At 66.4% G+C, this 19246-nt stretch carries 22 protein-coding genes; 7 read left to right on the top strand and 15 right to left on the bottom strand.

All coding sequences use genetic code 11. The features are described 5' to 3' along the window. Positions 1–226 precede the first annotated feature (226 nt). Positions 227–991: a TSUP family transporter gene (locus tag AC2FAN_RS11035; RefSeq protein ID WP_485174022.1), complete on the top strand. Its 765-nt coding sequence runs from the start codon at positions 227–229 to the stop codon at positions 989–991. 15 nt (positions 992–1006) lie between these two features. Here AC2FAN_RS11035 and AC2FAN_RS11030 read toward each other — a convergent pair whose 3' ends face one another. The 3 genes from AC2FAN_RS11030 to epmA are packed head-to-tail and all read right to left on the bottom strand — an operon-like array spanning position 1007 to position 3817. Continuing rightward, positions 1007–1720 (bottom strand): DsbA family oxidoreductase, encoded by a 714-nt coding sequence (locus AC2FAN_RS11030; protein WP_485174020.1) that lies wholly within the window; start codon positions 1718–1720, stop codon positions 1007–1009. Next, on the bottom strand, positions 1689–2756 hold the full coding sequence (locus tag AC2FAN_RS11025; protein ID WP_485173928.1) for a lysine-2,3-aminomutase-like protein: 1068 nt from the start codon (positions 2754–2756) through the stop codon (positions 1689–1691). The genes AC2FAN_RS11030 and AC2FAN_RS11025 overlap by 32 nt, the downstream gene beginning before the upstream one ends. Continuing rightward, positions 2753–3817 (bottom strand): EF-P lysine aminoacylase EpmA, encoded by a 1065-nt coding sequence (gene epmA, locus AC2FAN_RS11020; RefSeq protein WP_485173926.1) that lies wholly within the window; start codon positions 3815–3817, stop codon positions 2753–2755. The genes AC2FAN_RS11025 and epmA overlap by 4 nt, the downstream gene beginning before the upstream one ends. Before the next feature lie 116 nt (positions 3818–3933). Here epmA and efp point away from each other — a divergent pair, with 116 nt between their 5' ends. From efp to AC2FAN_RS11005, 3 genes are all read left to right on the top strand, one after another. Further along, positions 3934–4503, top strand: a complete 570-nt coding sequence (efp, locus tag AC2FAN_RS11015; protein WP_265051961.1) for an elongation factor P — start codon at positions 3934–3936, stop codon at positions 4501–4503. A gap of 90 nt (positions 4504–4593) precedes the next feature. Further along, positions 4594–5112 (top strand): DUF1993 domain-containing protein, encoded by a 519-nt coding sequence (locus AC2FAN_RS11010; RefSeq protein WP_265051960.1) that lies wholly within the window; start codon positions 4594–4596, stop codon positions 5110–5112. 23 nt (positions 5113–5135) lie between these two features. Beyond that, positions 5136–5600 (top strand): GNAT family N-acetyltransferase, encoded by a 465-nt coding sequence (locus AC2FAN_RS11005; protein WP_485173924.1) that lies wholly within the window; start codon positions 5136–5138, stop codon positions 5598–5600. A 308-nt stretch (positions 5601–5908) separates the two neighbouring features. Here AC2FAN_RS11005 and AC2FAN_RS11000 read toward each other — a convergent pair whose 3' ends face one another. The 10 genes from AC2FAN_RS11000 to AC2FAN_RS10955 form a co-directional block, all read right to left on the bottom strand. After that, positions 5909–6565 carry an MBL fold metallo-hydrolase gene (locus AC2FAN_RS11000; RefSeq protein WP_265051958.1) on the bottom strand — a complete coding sequence of 219 codons (657 nt, stop codon included), beginning with the start codon at positions 6563–6565 and terminating at the stop codon, positions 5909–5911. Positions 6566–6599: 34 nt separating this feature from the next. Further along, positions 6600–6926, bottom strand: coding sequence for a hypothetical protein (locus tag AC2FAN_RS10995; protein WP_485173922.1), 327 nt, complete (start codon positions 6924–6926; stop codon positions 6600–6602). Then, positions 6923–8539: a fumarate hydratase gene (locus AC2FAN_RS10990; RefSeq protein WP_476804587.1), complete on the bottom strand. Its 1617-nt coding sequence runs from the start codon at positions 8537–8539 to the stop codon at positions 6923–6925. The genes AC2FAN_RS10995 and AC2FAN_RS10990 overlap by 4 nt, the downstream gene beginning before the upstream one ends. A 119-nt stretch (positions 8540–8658) precedes the next feature. Next, complete coding sequence (gene ptsN, locus AC2FAN_RS10985) at positions 8659–9120, bottom strand: PTS IIA-like nitrogen regulatory protein PtsN (protein WP_265051955.1); 462 nt, start codon at positions 9118–9120, stop codon at positions 8659–8661. An 85-nt stretch (positions 9121–9205) separates the two neighbouring features. Then, positions 9206–9790 (bottom strand): ribosome hibernation-promoting factor, HPF/YfiA family, encoded by a 585-nt coding sequence (gene hpf, locus AC2FAN_RS10980; protein WP_265051954.1) that lies wholly within the window; start codon positions 9788–9790, stop codon positions 9206–9208. Positions 9791–9925: 135 nt separating this feature from the next. Then, complete coding sequence (gene rpoN, locus AC2FAN_RS10975; protein ID WP_485173919.1) at positions 9926–11449, bottom strand: RNA polymerase factor sigma-54; 1524 nt, start codon at positions 11447–11449, stop codon at positions 9926–9928. Positions 11450–11612: 163 nt separating this feature from the next. Further along, on the bottom strand, positions 11613–12461 hold the full coding sequence (lptB, locus tag AC2FAN_RS10970; protein WP_476804768.1) for an LPS export ABC transporter ATP-binding protein: 849 nt from the start codon (positions 12459–12461) through the stop codon (positions 11613–11615). A 60-nt stretch (positions 12462–12521) separates the two neighbouring features. Beyond that, entirely contained in the window at positions 12522–13244 is a 723-nt protein-coding gene (locus tag AC2FAN_RS10965) for an LptA/OstA family protein (protein ID WP_265051951.1), read from the bottom strand. 1 nt (position 13245) lies between these two features. Continuing rightward, on the bottom strand, positions 13246–14022 hold the full coding sequence (gene lptC, locus AC2FAN_RS10960; RefSeq protein ID WP_485173917.1) for an LPS export ABC transporter periplasmic protein LptC: 777 nt from the start codon (positions 14020–14022) through the stop codon (positions 13246–13248). 156 nt (positions 14023–14178) lie between these two features. Continuing rightward, positions 14179–14793, bottom strand: coding sequence for a ribonuclease D (locus AC2FAN_RS10955; protein WP_485173915.1), 615 nt, complete (start codon positions 14791–14793; stop codon positions 14179–14181). A 232-nt stretch (positions 14794–15025) separates the two neighbouring features. On the opposite strand from AC2FAN_RS10955, the gene AC2FAN_RS10950 reads away from it, so the two are divergent. From AC2FAN_RS10950 to AC2FAN_RS10940, 3 genes are all read left to right on the top strand, one after another. Continuing rightward, positions 15026–15466 (top strand): DUF805 domain-containing protein, encoded by a 441-nt coding sequence (locus AC2FAN_RS10950; RefSeq protein ID WP_485173913.1) that lies wholly within the window; start codon positions 15026–15028, stop codon positions 15464–15466. 19 nt (positions 15467–15485) lie between these two features. Further along, positions 15486–16697, top strand: a complete 1212-nt coding sequence (gene dapE, locus AC2FAN_RS10945; protein WP_485173911.1) for a succinyl-diaminopimelate desuccinylase — start codon at positions 15486–15488, stop codon at positions 16695–16697. Positions 16698–16762: 65 nt separating this feature from the next. Beyond that, positions 16763–17347 (top strand): hypothetical protein, encoded by a 585-nt coding sequence (locus AC2FAN_RS10940; RefSeq protein ID WP_265051946.1) that lies wholly within the window; start codon positions 16763–16765, stop codon positions 17345–17347. Between the two features lie 7 nt (positions 17348–17354). Here the strand turns inward: AC2FAN_RS10940 and truA are convergent, their stop codons facing one another. Together truA and fmt are read right to left on the bottom strand one after the other, a co-directional pair. Beyond that, a complete protein-coding gene (gene truA, locus AC2FAN_RS10935) occupies positions 17355–18095 on the bottom strand; it encodes a tRNA pseudouridine(38-40) synthase TruA (protein ID WP_485173908.1) in 741 nt (246 codons plus the stop codon). A 53-nt stretch (positions 18096–18148) separates the two neighbouring features. Next, positions 18149–19078: a methionyl-tRNA formyltransferase gene (fmt, locus tag AC2FAN_RS10930; RefSeq protein WP_476804579.1), complete on the bottom strand. Its 930-nt coding sequence runs from the start codon at positions 19076–19078 to the stop codon at positions 18149–18151. Positions 19079–19246 lie beyond the last annotated feature (168 nt).

Below are 19246 nucleotides of genomic sequence, written 5' to 3'. Positions count from 1 at the left end.
CGCGAGCAGGCCGATGTTGCCTGCCCCTCCCCGTGCAAGTCAACCTTTAGCCGCATTCGCGACGGGTCGAATGGCGATGGGCGTTGCCCGGGCGCAACGGCACGGCGATACCCGATGACAAGTCAACAGTGATCCGCGCAACGCACATCGGCCCTGCCGGAAAGCGAATTACGGCCGGCGCGCCAATGCTCTAGGCCTCGCACTCCGTTCCTGGAGACAGCCGACGATGTCCTGGACCGCGCTGATCGGCTTTCTGCTGCTGACCGGTATCGCTGCCTATGCCCAGACGCTGACAGGCTTCGCCTTCGGCCTGATCACCATGGGCGGCGTGGGGCTGTCCGGGCTCCTCTCCCTGCCCGATGCCGCGATGCTCGTCAGCCTGCTGACCCTGGTAAATGCGACGCAGATGCTGCTCAAGGGCTGGCGCGATGTCGCCTGGCGGGAATTCGGGCTGGTGATGGTCACGAGCCTGCCGGGCCTGTTCATCGGCTACGAGCTGCTGGGCTGGCTCGCCGACAGCCGGGCCGATCTGCTGCGGCTGGTGCTGGGCCTGGTCATCATCGTGTCGAGCCTGCAGCTGGCGCGCAGACCGGAACCGCTGCACCAGCAGTCGGCCCCGCCGAGCTTCCTGTTCTTCGGCGGCATCGCCGGGCTGATGGGCGGGCTGTTCTCGACAGCCGGTCCGCCGCTGGTCTACCACTTCTACCGCCAGCCGATGCCGCTCGTCGTGGTGCGGGAAACGCTGGTGACGGTATTCGCGCTCAACGCCCTGGTCCGCACCGGGCTGGTCGCGATCTCCGGCCAGGTTCCGTCGGCCTCGACGCTGTCAGGCCTGCTGGCCGTGCCCGTCGTGATGGGCGCGACCCATCTGGCGCGCCGCTATCCGCCGGCGATCTCGCAACTTGCGCTCAAGCGCGTGGTCTTCGCGCTGCTGTTCCTGTCCGGCGTCGCGCTCGGAGCGCCCGCCTTCATCGGGCTGATCGGCGCCTGACAAGCCCGGGCGGGTTCAGAACTGCGGCACCTGCTCAGGCTGCTGCGCAGCCAGAACCTGCTGGAAGACCTGCGCCCAGACCTCAGGCGGCTGCGCACCGGAAACGGCGAGCTTGCCGTCGACGATGAAGAAGGGCACGCCGGTGACGCCGACCTTGCGGGCGTGATCCTCCAGCCCGATCACCGTCTCGCGCAGCTCGCCATTGGCGAGTTCGTCGCGGGCGGCCTGCTCGTCGAAGCCCTGCTCGACCGCGATCTGGACCAGCGTCTCGACGTCGCCGATATCGCGCCCGTCCTGCCAATAGGCCTTGAACAGCGCCGCGGTCATCTCGCCGCCGCGCTGCACGGTCGAGGCCGCCGCGACCAGCATATGGGCCATGCGGGTGTTGACGCTCTTCGTCACCTTCGCCCAGTTGAAGGTGACGCCGCTCTCGAGCGCCGCCTCCGACAGACGGACCTCGATCTCCCTGCGCTTGCCGGGGCCGAACTTGCCTTCGAGATATTGCGTGCGGTCCATGCCCTCTTCGGGCATCTCCGGGTTGAGCTCATAGGGCAGCCAGGTGATGGCGAAGCGCTCGGTCAGGCCATGGCGGTCGAGCGCCGTCTCGAGCCGGGCCTTGCCGATGAAGCACCAGGGGCAGGCGATGTCCGAGACGATCGCGAGCGGCAGCTTGTCCTGCATATCGATATCCTTCGTATCAGGCCGGCGGATAGCGATGCTGCCCGCCATGCCGGTCTTCTGCGACCGCCTCCGCGCCGGGCGTCTCGCAGCCGGAGAGGAAGGATGGGCCGACCGGAATCTTGCCGGCGCCGCCGGGAATGTCGAGGATATAGGTCGGCTGGCACAGCCCGGAAAGATGCCCGCGCAAGCTTTTGACGAGGGCCTGCCCCTCCTCCAGCGTGAGCCGGAAATGCGAGGTGCCCGGCGCCAGATCGGGGTGATGCAGGTAATAGGGCTTGATACGGTTCTCGACGAAGGCGCGCATCAGGGCCGAGAGCGTCTCGACATCGGCATTGACGCCCTTGAGCAGCACGGACTGACTCAGCAGCACATGGCCGGCGTCGGTGAGCGTCGCTATGGCCTTGCGCGCGTCATCCGTGAATTCGCGCGGGTGGTTGGCGTGGATGGCGATGTAGCTGGCTTTGCCGGGGATGCGCAGCGCCTTGGCGTAGTCCGGCGTGATCCGGCCGGGATCGACCACGGGCACGCGAGTGTGCCAGCGCGCGACCTTGATATGCGGAATGGCTGCGAGGCGTTTCGCCACCTCGCGGATACGGCGGGCGGAGAGGATGAAGGGATCGCCGCCGGTCATGATCACCTCCCAGATCTCGGGCCGGGAGGCGAGATAGGCGAGCGCTGCGTCGAGTTTGGCACCGGTCAGCGCATCGCCGCCGGGGCCGACCATCTCGCGCCGGAAGCAGAAGCGGCAATAGACCGGGCAGGCATGAACGAGCTTGAGCAGCGCCCGGTCCGGATAGCGGTGGACCACCCCTTCGACCGGGGAATGAGCGTCGTCGCCGATTGGATCGGCCAGTTCCTGCGGCAAGGTGAGGAGCTCGGCCGCGCTCGGAATGAACTGGCGCGCGATCGGATCGGCAGCGTCGGCCGGATCGATCAGCGCGGCGATGGCGGGCGTCACCGAGACGGCATAGCGCTCCGCCACCGCCTGCAGGGCCTCGCGCCGCTCGGGCGCGGCGAGCCCGGCTTCGACGAGCGCGTCGATGCTGCGCAGCGGCTGCCCGCCGGGAGGCTGGTGAACGGTCATGCCCCTCCCCTGCCCGGTTCCGCGACCGGCGTCCAGAGCACGTCCTCGATCCGGCGAGCGTCAACGCAAAGCATCACGAGCCGGTCGAAGCCGAGCGCGATGCCCGATGCTGCCGGCATCTGCGCGAGTGCCGCGAGGAAATCGGCATCGATCGGATAGCGCTCGCCATAGATGCGCTCCTTCTCGTCCATATCGGCCTCGAACCGGTGGCGCTGCTCGGCCGGATCGGTCAATTCTCCGAAGGCATTGGCGAGCTCGACGCCGCAGGCATAGAGCTCGAAACGCTCGGCCACGCGCGGATCGCCGGGCTTCGGGCGAGCCAGCGCGGCCTCGCTGATCGGGTATTCGCAGAGGATCGTGGCACGGCCGCGGCCGAGATGCGGCTCGACGCGCTCTGAGAGGATGCGGCTGAAGATGTCCGACCAGCTGTCGTCCGGAGCGACCCGGATGCCGGCCTCGATCGCATCGGCGGCGAGCCCGCCGCGGTCAACGTCGTGATCGGCCGTGACCGTGCGCAGCAGGTCGATACCGGCATGGCGGATGAAGGCCTCCTGCAGGGTGAGGCGTTCAGGCTCGGCGAAGGGATCGGCCTCGACGCCGCGCCAGCGCAGCGTGGTAGCACCCGCAGCGCGCGCTGCTTCGGCCATGAGCGCTGCGCAGTCCCGCATCAGCACCTCGTAATCTTCGCCGGCGCGATACCACTCCAGCATGGTGAATTCGGGATGATGCAGCGCCGTACGCTCGCGGTTGCGGAAGACGCGGGCGAAATCGAAGATGCGCGTCTCGCCGGCCGCGAGCAGCTTCTTGGCGGCGAATTCCGGCGAGGTGTGCAGGTAGTAGGGATGCGCCTCGGCGGCGTTGTCGATCAGCGTCGTGGCGAAACCGTGCAGATGCGTCTCGTTGCCGGGCGAGAGCTGCAGGATCGCCGCCTCCACTTCGGTGAAGTCATCACCTTCGAACCAGCGCCTGAGCGCCGCCTTGATCCGCCCGCGCGCCAGAAGCGCCGGGCGGCGGTCAGCGTGAATGTCGGGCCGCCAGAATGGCGAGGGGGAGGAACTCATCGAATCTCGCGTGGATTGCGTCGGAAAGCTTTCGTTTCGCACGCGAATGCGGTAGGTGCGCGGCGACGAGATTTCGCATAGCGCGCGGGCGCGCCGCGCACCAGAAGGACATTCACGTGGTCAAGGTCATCGCCTCTTCCGTCCGCAAGGGCAACGTCCTCGAACTCGACGGGCATCTCTGCACCGTCATTTCGGCCGAGAGCTTCTTCCCAGGCAAGGGCACCCCGACGACGCAGATCGACATGCGCCGCATCGCCGACGGCGTGAAGATGACGCAGCGCTACAAGACGACCGAGCAGGTCGAGCGCGCCTATGTCGAGGATCGCGACTTCACCTATCTCTACCAGGATGGCGAACAATACGTCTTCATGAACCCCGAGACCTTCGACCAGATCCATGTCGACAAGGACGTCGTCGGCGACATGGCTCCGTATCTCCAGGAGAACATGAAGGTCTCGCTCTCGGTATTCGAGGACAAGGCCGTCGCGATCGAGCTGCCGCAGCGCGTGACCCTCGAAGTCGTCGAGACCGAGCCGGTGACCAAGGGCCAGACGGCCTCCTCCTCCTACAAGCCGGCGATCCTGTCGAACGGCGTACGCAGCGCCGTGCCCCCGCATGTCGGCGTCGGCACCCGCATCGTCGTGATGACGACCGACGGCTCCTATGTCGAGCGCGCGAAGGACTGACCTGTCAGCGCAGAGCGCCGCGGAAAAATCTCCTCTATAGATTCACGCAGCGGGCCCTTTCCGGGCCCGTTGTCGTTTCCGGGGATATCCATGCCGCTCACAGTCCAGGCCGCCGCCCTTTCCGGCTTCGTGCAGACGCTTCACGCGCTCGACGCCATTCTCGACAAGGCCGTCGAGCAGGCCGATACCCGCAAGATCCAGCCGGAAGTGCTGCTGAGCGCTCGGCTCGCCCCGGACATGCTGGCCTTCACCCGCCAGATCCAGCTCTGCTGCGACTTCGCCAAGAATGCCGTGGCGCGGCTCTCCGGCGGCGAGAATCCGCGCTTCCCCGACGAGGAGAAGAGCTTCCCGGAGCTGAAGGAGCGCATCGCCAAGACGCTCGCCTTCGTCGCGGCGGCCGATGGCGCCACGCTCGATGCCGGGCTTGCCCGCGAGGTCACCTTCCCGCGTGGCCCTTCGGCGACCGTGACGATGACGGGCGAGGCCTACCTGACCCGCTTCGCCATCCCGAACTTCTATTTCCACGCAACCACGGCTTACGACATCCTGCGCCAGAATGGCTTCCAGATCGGCAAACAGGATTTCCTGAAGGGCGTTTTCGACGCCTGAGCCGCTTGGCCCGATCAGCCCGGATGAGCGAGACAACCTCCATCGCGATCGAACGCGCGACTCCCCGGGATGCCGGGGAGATCGCCGCGCTCTATCTGGCCTCACGGGCCGAGGCCCTGCCCTATCTGCGCCGCTGCCATAGCGACGCCGAGGTGCGCGACTGGATCGGGACCGTGATGCTCGCCAGCGGCGAGACCTGGGTCGCGCGCGAAGCCGGTCGCATCCTCGGCTTCATGACCGTGAACGGCGAGGAACTCGATCAGCTCTACCTGCTGCCGGGGCATTTCCGCTGCGGTCTCGGCTCGCTCCTGCTCGACAAAGCCAGGGAGCGCAACCCGGCGCGGCTCTGCCTGTTCACCTTCCAGCGAAACCAGGCCGCCCGCGCCTTCTACGAGCGCCACGGCTTCCGCATCGTCGACCTCAACGACGGAGCGCGCAACGAAGAGGGCGAACCGGACATTCTCTACGAGTGGCGGCCATCCGTTTGAGCCGGGGCTTGTAATCGGCGATGCCCGCCCCCATCTCAGGGTCACGGCAATGTTGAGAGCGTTCCACCGCTCTCCATTACCGTTGAAGACGGCCATGAGCCGAACGTTTGACGCCGGATGTACGCGCACCCGTTCAGGACATGGCCGTTGGTTCATTCCGAGGCCCGTAGCGGACATCCGCTGCGGGTCTTTTCGTTTCCGCCTTGCATCTCGGCCAAGCCGGTCCCGACTATCCACCTCTTCCTTCGTCGATAGAGGTGTTCAAGACGTCATGTTCGCCACAAGGGCGCGCTAGACGTCGCGGTCTTTCACCCCTGCAGGAACGGATTGTTCTGCCGCTCCTCGCCCAGCGTGCTCGCCGGGCCATGGCCGGGCAGGAACTGGACGTCGTCGCCGAGCGGCAGGAGCTTCGTCCTGATCCCCGAAATCAGCGTCTCGTGGCTGCCATAAGGAAAATCGGTGCGGCCGACGGAGCCGGCGAAGACCGTATCGCCCGCCAGCAGGAAGCGCAGATCGTTCTGGAAGAAGGTGACATGGCCCGGCGTATGACCGGGAACATGCTGGACCGAGAAGGTCTGATCGCCAAGCGAGACTTCGTCTCCCTCCTTCAGCCAGCGCGTCGGCTTCACCGCCTTCATGTCCAGTATGTCGAAGCGCAGGCCCTGCTCCGGCAGGCCGTCGAGCAGGAACTTGTCCCCCTCATGCGGACCGATGATCGGCAGCGAGAGCGCCTCGGCCAATTCCGTGGCGCCGCCCGCATGGTCGAGATGGCCGTGCGTCAGCCAGATCGCGACCGGGGTGACGCCCAGTTCCTTCAGGGCTTCCCGCAGGCGCGGCACGTCGCCGCCGGGATCGACGATCGCCGCCTGCTTCGTCCGGGTGTCCCAGACGATGGAGCAGTTCTGCTGGAACGGCGTCACCGGCACGACGGCGATCTGGAGCGGTACTTCCGGCTTGTCGGTCATGCGGTCGCTTTCGGTTCGGGCAGGACGAAAGTGCTTACCGCCCGCCGCAGCGATTGGCGATGAGCGCGCGGTAATTCACCAGATCGCCGTCCATCTCGGAGACGTTGCGCTCCCGTTCGGCCCCGGCCTGGCAGGCGGCGAAGACCGAGCGGGACTTCTGGAGATAGGCGACATGCTCGCGATAAGCCCGGCACTGCGTCGCCTGGTCGGCGCCGGCCACGGCCGCGAGCCGGGTTTGCTGCTGGCGGAAGCCGGCCTCGTTCTGGAAGATGTCGCGCGAGCAAGTGGCCGGGCGCGGCTGTTGCGCCGGCGCGGAGCTGGCCGACAATGCCAAAAAAGCGAGGATGACCGACAGCCTCATCCGAGGTTCAGCTCCTTGAAGAAGTCGTTGCCCTTGTCGTCGATGACGATGAAGGCCGGGAAGTCCTCGACCTCGATGCGCCAGACCGCCTCCATGCCAAGCTCGGGGTATTCGAGGACCTCGACCTTGCGGATGCAGTCCTGCGCGAGGCGCGCGGCGGGTCCGCCGATCGAGCCGAGATAGAAGCCGCCATGCTTCTTGCAGGCTTCCCGAACCGCTGCTGACCGGTTGCCCTTTGCGAGCATCACCATCGAGCCGCCGAAGGACTGGAACTGGTCGACGAAGGAATCCATGCGGCCGGCTGTGGTCGGGCCGAAGGAGCCGGAGGCGAAGCCCTCCGGCGTCTTGGCCGGACCCGCGTAATAGACCGGATGGTTCTTCAGGTAGTCCGGCATGCCCTGCCCGGTCTCCAGCCGCTCGCGAATCTTGGCATGCGCCGAGTCGCGCGCGACGATGATAGTGCCCGTCAGCGAGAGACGCGTCTTGACGGGATACTGCGTGAGCGTGGCGAGAATCTCGCTCATCGGCCGGTTGAGATCGACCTTGACGACATCGCCGCCGAGCCCGGCCTCGTCGACTTCCGGCAGGTACTTCGACGGGTCGGTTTCCAAGGCCTCGAGGAAGATGCCGTCCTTCGTGATCTTGCCCTTGGCCTGGCGGTCGGCCGAGCATGAAACGCCCAATCCGATCGGCAGCGAGGCGCCGTGGCGCGGCAGGCGGATGACGCGGACATCGTGGCAGAAATACTTGCCGCCGAACTGCGCGCCGACACCGAGCGCCTGCGTCAGCTTATGGACCTCCTCCTCCATCTCGAGGTCGCGGAAGGCATGGCCTGAGGGCGACCCTTGAGTCGGCAACGCGTCGAGATATTTGGTCGAGGCGAGCTTGACGGTTTTGAGGTTCTGCTCGGCCGAGGTGCCGCCGATGACGATGGCCAAGTGGTAGGGCGGGCAGGCCGCCGTGCCGAGCGTCAGGATCTTCTCCTTCAGGAAGGCGATCATCCGCTCCTTCGTCAGGAGCGAGGGCGTCGCCTGGAAGAGGAAGGTCTTGTTGGCCGAGCCGCCGCCCTTGGCGACGAAGAGGAATTTATAGGCGTCCTCACCCTCGGCATAGATATCGATCTGCGCCGGCAGATTGGTCGCCGTGTTCTTCTCCTCGAACATCGAAAGCGGAGCGACCTGGGAATAGCGCAGGTTGCGCTTGAAATAGGCGTCGTAAACACCTTCCCCCAGCGCCTCCTCATCGTCGCCCTCGGTCCAGACCTTGCGGCCCTTCTTGCCCATGATGATCGCCGTGCCGGTGTCCTGGCACATCGGAAGGACGCCGCCGGCGGCGATGTTCGCGTTCTTGAGGAGATCGTAGGCGACGAACTTGTCGTTCGAGGTCGCCTCGGGGTCGTCGAGGATCTTCTGGAGCTGGGCGAGATGGCCCGGGCGCAGCAGATGGTTGATGTCGATGAAGGCCTGCTCGGAGAGCTGGCGGATCGCCTCGCGCGAGACGCTCAGCACCTCACGGTCGCCAATTCTTTCGACGCTGACGCCCTCGCTGCCGAGTTTGCGATAGGGCGTCGTGTCCTCGCCGAGCGGGAAAAGGTCGACATGCGTATAAGCCATGGCTGGCGGCTCCGAAACAGGGCGCGCCGCGTTACAGGCATGGAAGACGCGACGCCAATCCAGCCGGCGTCATAGCCGCTCAGCCTGTCGCCTCCAAGCAGTCTTTAATGCGTTTAAGCTTAAGCGGCCTGTGCAGCCGATTCCGCCAGAACCGCGTAGATCATGGCGGGATCGCGGATCTTGCGGACCTGCTCCAGCACCGCCTGGTTGCGCAGCACCCGAGCGACGCGGGCCAGCGCCTTGAGATGGTCGGCGCCCGCCCCTTCCGGCGCGATCAGCACGAAGATGATATCGACGGGCTGGCCGTCCAGCGCATCGAAATCGATCGGCCGCTCGGTGCGGGCGAACAGCCCGACCAGACGCTCGATGCCCGGCATGCGGCCATGCGGGATGGCGATGCCCTCGCCGATACCGGTCGAGCCGAGGCGTTCGCGCTGAAGCAACGCCTCGAAGATCTCGCGATCGGGAAGGCCCGTCAGGGTGGCGGCATGCTGGGCAAGCTCCTGGAGAGCCTGCTTCTTGCCGTTCGCCCGCAGCGGCGAAATCACCGCGGCAGGGCTCAGGAGATCGGTCAGCGTCATTCGCCCGTCCATGCATGTCCCGTGCCGGCCGAAAAGCCGTCGGCGCGGGTCAGGTTCGACGGCCGGAGCGGGTCGCCCGCCGGCCTCAGGACAACGATGCCGGTGGGTCGATCCAACCGATATTGCCGTCGCCGCGGCGGTATACGATGTTCATCCGGCCATTGCCAGCGTGGCGGAAGATGATGACGGGCGCACCGGTCAGATCAAGCTCGGCAACAGCATCGCTGACCGTCAAAACATGCAGCGATTTGGTGCTTTCAGCCACGATCACCGGGTTGTCACCGTCGGAAATCCCATCGAATTCCTCGATTTCGTCATCTGGCGCCGCGATCACATAGCTGGGGATTTCGATCCCGCCATCGCGGCCATTGGTACCCGAGCGGTCCTTCAGCCGGCGCTTGTACCGTCGCAGCCGCTTCTCGATGCGCTCAGCCATCTTGTCGAGGCTGGCATAGGCATCATGCGCGGTGGCGGAGGCTTCCAGCGTGATCCCGGAGGAGAGATGGATCACGGTGTCGGTGCGGAAGGCCGAGCCATCCTTGTCGACCGTGACGTGGCCCTGATAGCCGCCCTCGTAATATTTGCTGACGGCTGCAGCGACCCGCTCCTCGGCCTGGCCGCGCAGGGCCTCGCCGACATCGAGATTCTTGCCGGAGATTCGCAAGCTCATGGAGTGCTTCCCCTTGTTCGCCATGGCCAGTGGTCGGCCATCTCTAGGAGCTAAGAACCGGGAGTCGGGGATGTCAATGAGAGAGGGCCGTCATAGCCCTCATGCGGGAAAGCTTTGGAACAAAACCGCTCGACGCTAACCGAGCGCCATCGCGACCTTCTCCCGCCGCCGCTCCATCGAAGAAGGGATGCGCAGGGATTCGCGGTATTTCGCCACAGTGCGCCGGGCGATGTCGATTCCGCCGGCCTTCAACCGGGTGACGATGGCGTCGTCCGAGAGCACGTCGGACGGGCTCTCCTCGTCGATCATCTGCTTGATGCGGAAACGCACGGCCTCGGCGGAATGCGCCTCGCCATAGCCCGTCGCCGCGATCGCCGCCGAGAAGAAATATTTCATCTCGAAGACTCCGCGCGAGCAGGTCAGGTACTTGTTCGAGGTGACGCGCGAGACCGTCGATTCATGCATGCCGATGGCATCGGCGACGGTCTTGAGGTTGAGCGGGCGCAGATGCTCGATGCCATGGGCGAAGAAGCCGTCCTGCTGGCGCACGATCTCGCTCGCGACCTTCAGGATGGTGCGGGCGCGTTGCTCCAGCGAGCGGGTCAGCCAGTTCGCCGTCTGCAGGCACTCGGCGATGAAAGCCTTCTCCTCGTCGTTGCGGACCGCCTTCGAGACACGGGCGTGATAGGTCTGGTTGACCAGCAGGCGCGGCAGCGTGTCGGGGTTGAGATCGATCAGCCAGGAGCCGTCGGGCGCGGAGCGGATGAAGACATCCGGCACCACAGTCTCCGCCGCCGAGCCGCCGAAGCCGCGACCGGGCTTGGGATCCAGCCTGCGGATCTCGCCGACCATATCGGCGATATCCTCGTCATCGACACCGCAGACGCGCTTCAAGGCGGCGAAATCGCGCTTGGCGACGAGGTGAAGATTCGCGATCAGGGCCTGCATCGCCGGATCGAAGCGATTGCGATCCCGTAGCTGGATGGTGAGGCACTCGGCGACGTCACGCGCGGCGATACCCGAGGGATCGAAGCTCTGGACCACGCGCAGCACGGCTTCCACCCGCTCGACCCCGACACCGAGGCGCTCTGCGATATCGGCGATGGGCTCGCCGAGATACCCGCTGTCGTCGACCGCGTCGATCAGGTGGCTGCCGATGATCCGCTGCGCCGGGTCGATGACCGCGAGGTCGAGCTGCGCGCTGAGATGGTCGTGCAGCGAGATTTCCGCCGTGAGCCCGCTCTCGAAGCCCTCAGGCCCATCCTCGAAGGAGCCGCTGCGCGAACCATAGGCGCCGCCGATGACCGGCAGGCTGTCGGCGCCGGCGGAATCGCTGCGGGCAACGCTCGGCTGCTCACTCTGGAAAACATTGTCGAGGCCGGTGCCGAGCCGGCCTTCCATGCCCTCCTGCGTATGCAGGCTCTCGGCACGAGCGAAGCTCTCAGGGTCGGCGGCATGCGGGTTGTCGGGACCATCGGCCCGCGACGGCGGCTCCGCCCCGTCGTCCCGTTCCAGCAGCGGGTTCCGCTCGAGTTCGCCGTCGACGAAGTTCTGGAGTTCGAGATGCGACAGCTGCAGGAGCTTGATCGCCTGCAGCAGCTGCGGCGTCATCACCAGGGACTGGCCCTGACGTAGCTCCATGCGCGGCATCATCGCCATGCGCCAAAGGCCTTTCCCCGCCGCGCGCCATCCGGCACGCTTCTTGCTTGTGAAAAGACCCTAGCGCCAGCTTAGCGCCACGTCAAAGCCCTGCCTCGTTTGTGCGCAGAAAATTTGATGCGCCGCAACATAACAGCGCAAAGCCCGGCAGACGCCCTCGACCTCAGAGACGGAAATCCTCGCCTAGATAGACGCGGCGGACATCGGGATTGGCGATGATCTCGGCCGGCGAGCCTTCGGTCAGCACCCGGCCGGTATGGATGATATAGGCGCGATCGACGAGGCCGAGCGTCTCGCGGACATTGTGGTCGGTGATGAGCACGCCGATACCGCGGTCGGTCAGCTGGCGCACCAGCGCCTGGATGTCGCCGACGGCGATCGGATCGATACCAGCGAAGGGCTCGTCGAGCAGGATGAAGGAGGGCTTGCCCGCGAGCGCTCGGGCGATCTCGCAGCGGCGGCGCTCACCGCCCGAGAGAGCGATCGAGGGCGCCTTGCGCAGGCGGGCGATGGTGAATTCCTCGAGCAGCTGATCGAGCTGACGCTCGCGCGCCTTGCGATCAGGCTCCACCACCTCCAGCACGGAGCGGATATTGTCCTCGACCGAAAGGCCGCGGAAGATCGAGGCCTCCTGCGGCAGGTAGCCGATGCCGAGCCGCGCGCGCTGGTACATCGGCAGCGCGGTGATGTCGTCACCCTCGAGCGAGATCACCCCGAAATCGGCCGCGACCAGCCCGGTGATCATGTAGAAGATCGTCGTCTTGCCGGCACCGTTGGGGCCGAGCAGGCCGACAGCCTCGCCCTGGCGCAGATAGAGGCTGGCGTCGGACACGACGGTTCGTCCGCCATAGCTCTTGCGCAGATTGCTGACGGCGAGGATGCCGGGGCCGCCGATCGCAGCAGCCGAAGCCCCGAATCCGGCTCCACTCGCCGAGCGGCTTCGCCCGCCGAAGAGCCCGCGCAGGCGCCCGAACGCGCCGTTCGATGTCGGAGTCTCGGTGCGGGTGGGCATGGCGGCGGGGCTGGGCGCTTCGGAGACGGTCACTGCGGCACGATCAGTTGGTGAGCTTCATCAGTTGGTCGGCTTGGGCGCCGGCTTGGCGCCGGGCTTGTTCGCGTCGGCCTTGTTCGCATCGCCGGAGTTCGGCACGAAGAAGCCCTGGACGCGACCGCCCTTGTTGGTCTCGACATTGGCGACGCCGGTGACCGTGTTGTAGGTCAGCTTCTCCCCGCGGGTGATGTTCGGGCCGTCGTTCAGCGCCACATTGCCGGTCATGATCACCACGTTGTTGGCGCGGTCGAACTCGGCGTTGTCGGAGGTCGCGGCCTGGGTCTTCGAGACCACCGTCACCGGACCCTTGCAGAGAATGCGCTTGATCGAGCTGTCATTGCTCTGGCCGTTGCCCCCATTGGCGGCGGGCGCAGCAGGCGCAGGCGTCGCCGCCCGGCCTGAGGCGGCACCGCCCTGTCCGCCGGCACGCCCTTCGTAGAGCACGGTCATCACAGTGCAGCGCACCGTGGTCTCGCCCTGGACCGCGACGACATTGCCGGTGAAGACGGCCTTGTTCTCCTTGTCGAGCACGTCGAGCTTGTCGGCGTCGATCTTGATCGGCTCCTTGCTGTCGCCGCCGAGGCCGCCCAGCGGAGAGGAGGCGCTGCCGCCGCGTGGCTTGCCCTGCGCAGCCTGCGCGAAAGCCTCCTGCGGCAAAGTCAGCAGAACGAGGCCCGCTGCCAGCAGCAGGCCTGCGCCGCAGAAACCCCTGGCGAAGCGGAACGTCTGGCTTGCCGTGCTCATATCACTGTCTCTTCCCGTTGCCAGCGTCGTTGGCGGGCGCATCCCCCGCCGGGGCAACCCGATTCGCGTTCAGCAGTTCCAGCATCGGCGTGCTGCCCTCGCGTTCGGGTCCGGCGATCGTACCTGCTGGCGCGTTCTTGATGAAGACCCGAACCCGCCCCTCGAAGGCGATCAACTCGCCATTGTTCTTCACGTCAAGCGTATCGGCGTCCACAGTGGTCTGATCCATGTGGACGCTGACGGGATCCCTCGACGTCACGGTGCCGGATTTGAAGTCGACATCGGCCGTCTTCATCTGCATGTCGTGGCCACTCTCGGTGCGGATCTTCACGTCGTCGACGAGCCTGAGCTTTTCCTTCTGAGTGTCGAACAGGCCGGTCTTCGAGTTGACCGTCACCCAGCCCTCGCGCTCCATCTGGATGCGGGCGGTCAGGGTCTCCAGCTCGACCTGGGTCGGGTTGCGAATCTCCTGGAAGGCGTTCTCGGCGGTGACCTGATAAGGCCGGTTACCCTTGCGGTAGCCGGAGAGCTTCGGCGTCTCCATCCTGACCTTGCCGTTGGTGATGCCGACCGAGCTGACCGAGACATGGGCGAGCTTGCCACTGAGCGGGCTCAGAAACGGGATCACGATCAGCACAACGACCAATCCCACGACCAGAAGCGGGATCGCGCGGCGCAGGACATGGACGAACCGGGTATGGCGGCGCGCAGCACTGAAGGCCTCGCGGCGACGCAAGGCTTGCCCTGAAACCCGACCCGCCGGGTCGTTGAAGGTCATTGCCACAGTCATGCCCCGCGCAATGGCAGCCGCTCACGGCTTTTTCGTGTCGCCGGGCGAACCGCAACGCGCCCACGCGCCGCTCGCTCCAGATCGGACGGGCCGCCCCCGCGCCGCGTCGTCAAGGCAGACTGACGCAAGAAGCCTTAGAAATTGTCAAGTGTGGGCGAAGATGTCGGTCTCGCCCCAGCCGGCGAGATCGAGCTCCGCGCGATAGGGCAGGAACTGGAAACAGGCCTGCGCGAGATGGCTGCGGCCCTCGCGCGCCAGCATCGCCTCGAGCTTCTCGTGCAGGGCGTGAAGATGCAGCACGTCTGACGCGGCATAGGCGAGCTGGGCCTCGCTCAGCGTATCGGCGCCCCAATCCGAGGATTGCTGCTGCTTCGAGAGGTCGACGCCGAGCAGCTCGCGCACCAGATCCTTGAGCCCGTGGCGATCCGTATAGGTGCGGGTCAGCTTCGAGGCGATCTTCGTGCAGTAGACCGGCGTCGTCACGATGCCGAAGGCCTGCCTGAGAACCGCGACGTCGAAGCGTGCGAAATGGAAGAGCTTCAGCACGGCCGGGTCTTCGAGCAGGCGGATCAGGTTCTTCGGCCGCTCGCCGCCCTTCGGGATCTGGACCACATCGGCGGTGCCGTCGCCGCGCGAGAGCTGGACCACGCAGAGCCGGTCGCGATGCGGATTGAGGCCGAGCGTCTCGGTATCGATCGCAACGCTCGATCCGGCCTCGTAGCCGTCCGGCAGATCGCCGCGATGAAAACGGATGGTCATGCTCGAAACCTCATTCGGGCCGCGCTGGGCGCCCTTCAACTGCACTCACGGAATTCGGATGGCGGCAGGCCGCGCCGGGACGGCGCACTCTCCGCAGCTAGCGGCCCGGCAAGAGCCGTTCAAGCCTTTTCTGAGTTGGCACAACCGGTTGGCCGCGCCGTTAACCGTTTATTCACCATAAGCTTCAACGTTGCGTTAAGACATGCGACAAGGGCAGCGAGGAGCCCGACGCATGTCCCTGATCCGTCTGTTCAGCGATCTCGATGGACGCATCGGCCTGCGCGCCTTCTGGCTCGGCAGCGCGGGCGTCGCGCTCACGCTCTTCGCCCTGCAGAAGATCGTGCCACAGCTGGCGGATCGTCAGACCGCCCATACGATCCTTGTTTTCCTCAACGCCTTCGCGCTGTTCCCCTGGGCGGCGCTGGCGGCCAAGCGCGCCAACGACCGCGGCAGCACGCCGCTGTTCGGCATCCTGCTGATCTGCGCCATCGTGCTGCCGGAGCAGTTGCGTCCCCACCTGCCGTTCGGCTGGCGGCCGTCTCTGGAGGCGATCTCGACCATCGCCTGGATCGCCGCCTTCATCGATCTGGGCCTGATGCCTGCGGCGAAAGACGGGCCGGAGATCGCGACGGGCTCACCCGCGGCGGCACAGGCCGGTTCCAGCGGAGCCTGAAGCGCGCTAAAGCGGCGGCATGACGATCGCACCCGCCGCTTCGACCTCCGCCCTTTCCTTCGACCCTGCCGATCCGGTGGCACTGACGCAGGCGCTGGTGCGCTGCCCGTCGGTAACGCCCGAGGAAGGCGGAGCGCTTGCCCTGCTCGCCACCGCGCTGGCGGCGGAAGGCTACGAGGTCCATCGCCCCGTCTTCAGCGAGCCCGGCACGCCCGACGTCGAGAATCTCTACGCCCGGATCGGCAGCGAAGGCCCTGTCCTGGTCATCGCCGGCCATACCGATGTGGTGCCTGTCGGCGACGCAGCGGCATGGACGCGCGAGCCTTTCGCTGGAACGATCGAAAACGGCATCCTCTACGGCCGCGGCGCCTGCGACATGAAGGGCGGGCTCGCCGCAATGGCCGCGGCTGCGATCCGCTATCGCCGCGAGAACCCGGATGCGCCAGGCTCCATCGCCTTCCTCGTCACCGGGGACGAAGAGGGGCCGGCCGTCAACGGAACGGTGAAGCTGCTCGAATGGGCACATAAGCGCGTCGAACGTTTCGACCATTGCATTCTCGGCGAACCCACGAATCCGACGACCATGAGCGACATGATCAAGATCGGCCGTCGCGGCTCGCTGACCGGCAGGCTGACCGTCCAGGGCACTCAGGGCCATGTCGGCTACCCGCATCTCGCCGACAACCCGATCCGCGGCATGGTGCGCCTGCTGGCGGCGCTCGATGCCACACCGCTCGATACCGGCACCGCGCATTTCGACCCGAGTAATCTCGAAGTAACGACGCTCGATGTCGGCAACCCCGCGACGAACGTCATCCCGGCGCAGGCCAAGGCGGTCTTCAACATCCGCTTCAACGATGTCTGGACGCCGGAGACGCTTGCCGCCGAGATCGAGCGGCGGCTGCGCGAGGCCGCCGGCAACACGGTGCGCTACGAGATCGGCTTCCAGCCGACCAATGCCGTCGCCTTCCTGACTGAGCCCGGCCCGTTCGTCGCGATGGTCGCGGATGCGGTCGCAGCCGAGACCGGCAAGCGCCCGGCCCTGTCCACCACAGGCGGCACCTCGGATGCCCGCTTCATCAAGAGCTATTGCCCCGTGGTCGAATACGGTGTCGTCGGCAAGACCATGCACCAGATCGATGAATCCGTCGCCGTCGCGGACGTCCTCGCGCTCGAGCGGATCACGCATCGTTTACTCGCCAGCTATTTTGCAGCGCAACATAACGCTTGACGCCTCGGAACCGAGGTCCATTATCTCCGTTAGACGAAAGTCTAAGAGAGATGATGGAGGCCGTGATGAGGCTGGCCGCCGACGACATCGCGCGTTCGCTGCGCGGTTCCTGGCATCTGATGACCCGGGGCGCTGAGGCACTCTCGGAGCTCGATCTCAGCCGGGATGGATTCTGGCGCTCCTTCCTCGCCTTCGCGCTGATGCTGCCCGCGACGATCGCGATCCTCGCCGCCGCGCGCCTGATGGCCGGGCTGCCTAACAGCGCCGGGCTTTTCACCGCCCCCATTCTCGTGCTGTCGGTGATCGCCGCTCTGTGCCTTGCCATCCTTGCCGTGCCGGCACTCCTGATAGCGCTGCGCCCGGAACTCGCGCAGGCTCCGCGCTTCACCAGCTTCGTCATCGCCTGGAACTGGGCCGGCATCGTTTCGGCCAGCCTGATGGCGGTTCCGGCCGCCGTGCTCGCGCTTGGCTGGTCGACGCCCCAGCTCGCCTTGGTGCAATCCGGCTTCTTCGCCGCGATCGTGCTGAGGTTGCGCTACTGCGTGGCGCGGGCCGCCTTCGCGCCGGAAGGCCGCGCCATCGCGCTGCCGCTGGTCGCTGCCAGCGTCGTCCTGGATTACGGCGTGATCCGGCTTTTCGGCCTGTTCTGAGACCGTCTCAGTAGTCGACGCCCGCCAGATAAAGTCCGCAGGACGGCGCCAGGGCCGCGCATTGCGCACGCTCGCGTGCAGCGAGGATCTGACCCATCTTCGCCTCGGGCCAGCGGCCAGCTCCGACCATCTTCAGGCTGCCGACGATCGAGCGCACCTGATGATGCAGGTAAGAGCGGGCATCGGTGTAGACCACGATCTCGGAGCCCTCGCGCCGGACATCGAGCCGGTCGAGCGTGCGCATCGGGCTGTTGGCCTGGCATTCGGCGGCGCGAAATGTCGTGAAGTCGTGGTGGCCCAGCAGCGCCTTGGCGGCCCGGTCCATCGCCTCGTGATCGAGCCTGACCGGCACATGCCAGACGCGGTCGCGGTCGAGCGCCGGTGGCGCGCGCCGGTCGAGGATGCGGTAGATGTAATAGCGGCGCCTGGCCGATATCCGGGCGTTGAAATCGTCGGGCACCGCCTCGGCGCTGAGCACGCCGACCGGGACGCGGGATTTCAGCCGGGCATTGGTGGCGTCGCGCACCACATCGGTGCGCCATTCCCTGTCGAGATCGACATGGGCGACCTGATGCGTGGCGTGCACGCCGGCATCGGTGCGGCCAGCGCAATGCAGGCGCACGGGGTGGCCGCAGAAGGCCTCGACCGCCTCCTCGACGCTCTGCTGCACGGAGGGGCCGTTCACCTGGCGCTGCCAGCCCGAGAACGGCGTGCCGTCATATTCGATGACGAGCTTGTAGCGCGGCATCAGAGCCGGCCACCGAACGATGCGAAGCGATTATCGGACAAGGGCCTGCTCCGCTAAAGCTTGTCGCCAGCTCCGAGCCGGGCGCCGCGCAGGAACTCGGCCCCGCTCATCGGCGCCTTGCCCGCGCGCTGGACCTGCAGCAGCTTCACCGCGCCGACGGCGCAGGCGACCGTGCCCTCGTCGTCGAGCAGCGTGCCGGGCTCGGCCGCTCCGCCGGCGCGCGCCGTCCGCAGGATCCTCAGCCGCTCCGGCCCCTTGCCGAGATCGATCTCGGCGAAAGCGCCGGGGAATGGCGAGAGCCCGCGAACGCGGTCGTGCACCTGCTGCGCCGGCTGCGCCCAGCTCAGCTTGGCCTCTGCATTGGTGATCTTGGCGGCGTAGGTGACGCCCTCCTCCGGCTGGGGCGTGAACTGCAGGCCGCCGCGCCCGAGCGCGGCGAGCGCCCGCACCATCAGGTCGGCACCGAGAATGCTGAGCTGGTCGTGCAATTCACCGGCGGTGAGATCCGGCCCGATCGTCAGCGTCTCGACCATGCCGACCGGGCCGGTATCGAGCCCCGCCTCCATCTTCATCACGCAGACGCCGGTCTCGGCATCGCCGGCCATGATCGCGCGCTGCAGCGGCGCCGCGCCGCGCCAGCGCGGCAGCAGCGATGCATGCAGGTTGAGGCAGCCGAGCTCGGGCAGGTCCAGGATCGCCTGGGGCAGGATCATGCCGTAGGCGACGACGACGGCGACATCGGCCTGATGCGAGGCGATGATCTCGGCCTGTTCCGGCGTCTTCAGCGTCGCAGGCGTGAAGACCGGGATGCCGAAGCGTTCGGCCGCCCTATGAACCGGGGAAGGCTTGAGTTCGAGGCCCCTGCCCGCTTGCGCGGGAGCGCGAGTGTAGCAGGAGACGACCTCGTGCCCCTGGCCGACGATCTCGGTCAGGACCGGCACGGCGAAATCCGGCGTGCCCATGAAAATGACGCGCAAACTCATACGCTCGATTTACCTCAGCCCCGGCGCAGCGCCGGAAAGAATAGAACAGCCCTCATCCTGAGGAGCGCCGCAAGGCGCGTCTCGAAGGATGATCCAGCCGCCTCCCGAAGCATCCTTCGAGACGCCGCGTGCCGCGGCTCCTCAGGATGAGGGCTCGGGTGACGACTG

It is taken from the genome of Allobosea sp. RIT-PG3_2 (assembly GCF_057321085.1).
The sequence above is the reverse complement of the archived record's forward strand: the minus strand, read 5'-3'. Positions and strand labels throughout refer to the sequence as shown.

What these genes read in the sequence shown, in the direction of transcription:
- AC2FAN_RS11035 (WP_485174022.1), top strand. Translation starts at nt 227, where the DNA reads ATGTCCTGGACCGCGCTGATCGGCTTTCTGCTGCTGACCGGTATCGCT.
- AC2FAN_RS11030 (WP_485174020.1), bottom strand. Translation starts at nt 1,720, where the DNA reads ATGGCGGGCAGCATCGCTATCCGCCGGCCTGATACGAAGGATATCGAT.
- AC2FAN_RS11025 (WP_485173928.1), bottom strand. Translation starts at nt 2,756, where the DNA reads ATGACCGTTCACCAGCCTCCCGGCGGGCAGCCGCTGCGCAGCATCGAC.
- epmA (WP_485173926.1), bottom strand. Translation starts at nt 3,817, where the DNA reads ATGAGTTCCTCCCCCTCGCCATTCTGGCGGCCCGACATTCACGCTGAC.
- AC2FAN_RS11010 (WP_265051960.1), top strand. Translation starts at nt 4,594, where the DNA reads ATGCCGCTCACAGTCCAGGCCGCCGCCCTTTCCGGCTTCGTGCAGACG.
- AC2FAN_RS11005 (WP_485173924.1), top strand. Translation starts at nt 5,136, where the DNA reads ATGAGCGAGACAACCTCCATCGCGATCGAACGCGCGACTCCCCGGGAT.
- AC2FAN_RS11000 (WP_265051958.1), bottom strand. Translation starts at nt 6,565, where the DNA reads ATGACCGACAAGCCGGAAGTACCGCTCCAGATCGCCGTCGTGCCGGTG.
- AC2FAN_RS10995 (WP_485173922.1), bottom strand. Translation starts at nt 6,926, where the DNA reads ATGAGGCTGTCGGTCATCCTCGCTTTTTTGGCATTGTCGGCCAGCTCC.
- AC2FAN_RS10990 (WP_476804587.1), bottom strand. Translation starts at nt 8,539, where the DNA reads ATGGCTTATACGCATGTCGACCTTTTCCCGCTCGGCGAGGACACGACG.
- ptsN (WP_265051955.1), bottom strand. Translation starts at nt 9,120, where the DNA reads ATGACGCTGACCGATCTCCTGAGCCCTGCCGCGGTGATTTCGCCGCTG.
- hpf (WP_265051954.1), bottom strand. Translation starts at nt 9,790, where the DNA reads ATGAGCTTGCGAATCTCCGGCAAGAATCTCGATGTCGGCGAGGCCCTG.
- rpoN (WP_485173919.1), bottom strand. Translation starts at nt 11,449, where the DNA reads ATGGCGATGATGCCGCGCATGGAGCTACGTCAGGGCCAGTCCCTGGTG.
- lptB (WP_476804768.1), bottom strand. Translation starts at nt 12,461, where the DNA reads ATGCCCACCCGCACCGAGACTCCGACATCGAACGGCGCGTTCGGGCGC.
- AC2FAN_RS10965 (WP_265051951.1), bottom strand. Translation starts at nt 13,244, where the DNA reads ATGAGCACGGCAAGCCAGACGTTCCGCTTCGCCAGGGGTTTCTGCGGC.
- lptC (WP_485173917.1), bottom strand. Translation starts at nt 14,022, where the DNA reads ATGACCTTCAACGACCCGGCGGGTCGGGTTTCAGGGCAAGCCTTGCGT.
- AC2FAN_RS10955 (WP_485173915.1), bottom strand. Translation starts at nt 14,793, where the DNA reads ATGACCATCCGTTTTCATCGCGGCGATCTGCCGGACGGCTACGAGGCC.
- AC2FAN_RS10950 (WP_485173913.1), top strand. Translation starts at nt 15,026, where the DNA reads ATGTCCCTGATCCGTCTGTTCAGCGATCTCGATGGACGCATCGGCCTG.
- dapE (WP_485173911.1), top strand. Translation starts at nt 15,486, where the DNA reads ATGACGATCGCACCCGCCGCTTCGACCTCCGCCCTTTCCTTCGACCCT.
- AC2FAN_RS10940 (WP_265051946.1), top strand. Translation starts at nt 16,763, where the DNA reads ATGAGGCTGGCCGCCGACGACATCGCGCGTTCGCTGCGCGGTTCCTGG.
- truA (WP_485173908.1), bottom strand. Translation starts at nt 18,095, where the DNA reads ATGCCGCGCTACAAGCTCGTCATCGAATATGACGGCACGCCGTTCTCG.
- fmt (WP_476804579.1), bottom strand. Translation starts at nt 19,078, where the DNA reads ATGAGTTTGCGCGTCATTTTCATGGGCACGCCGGATTTCGCCGTGCCG.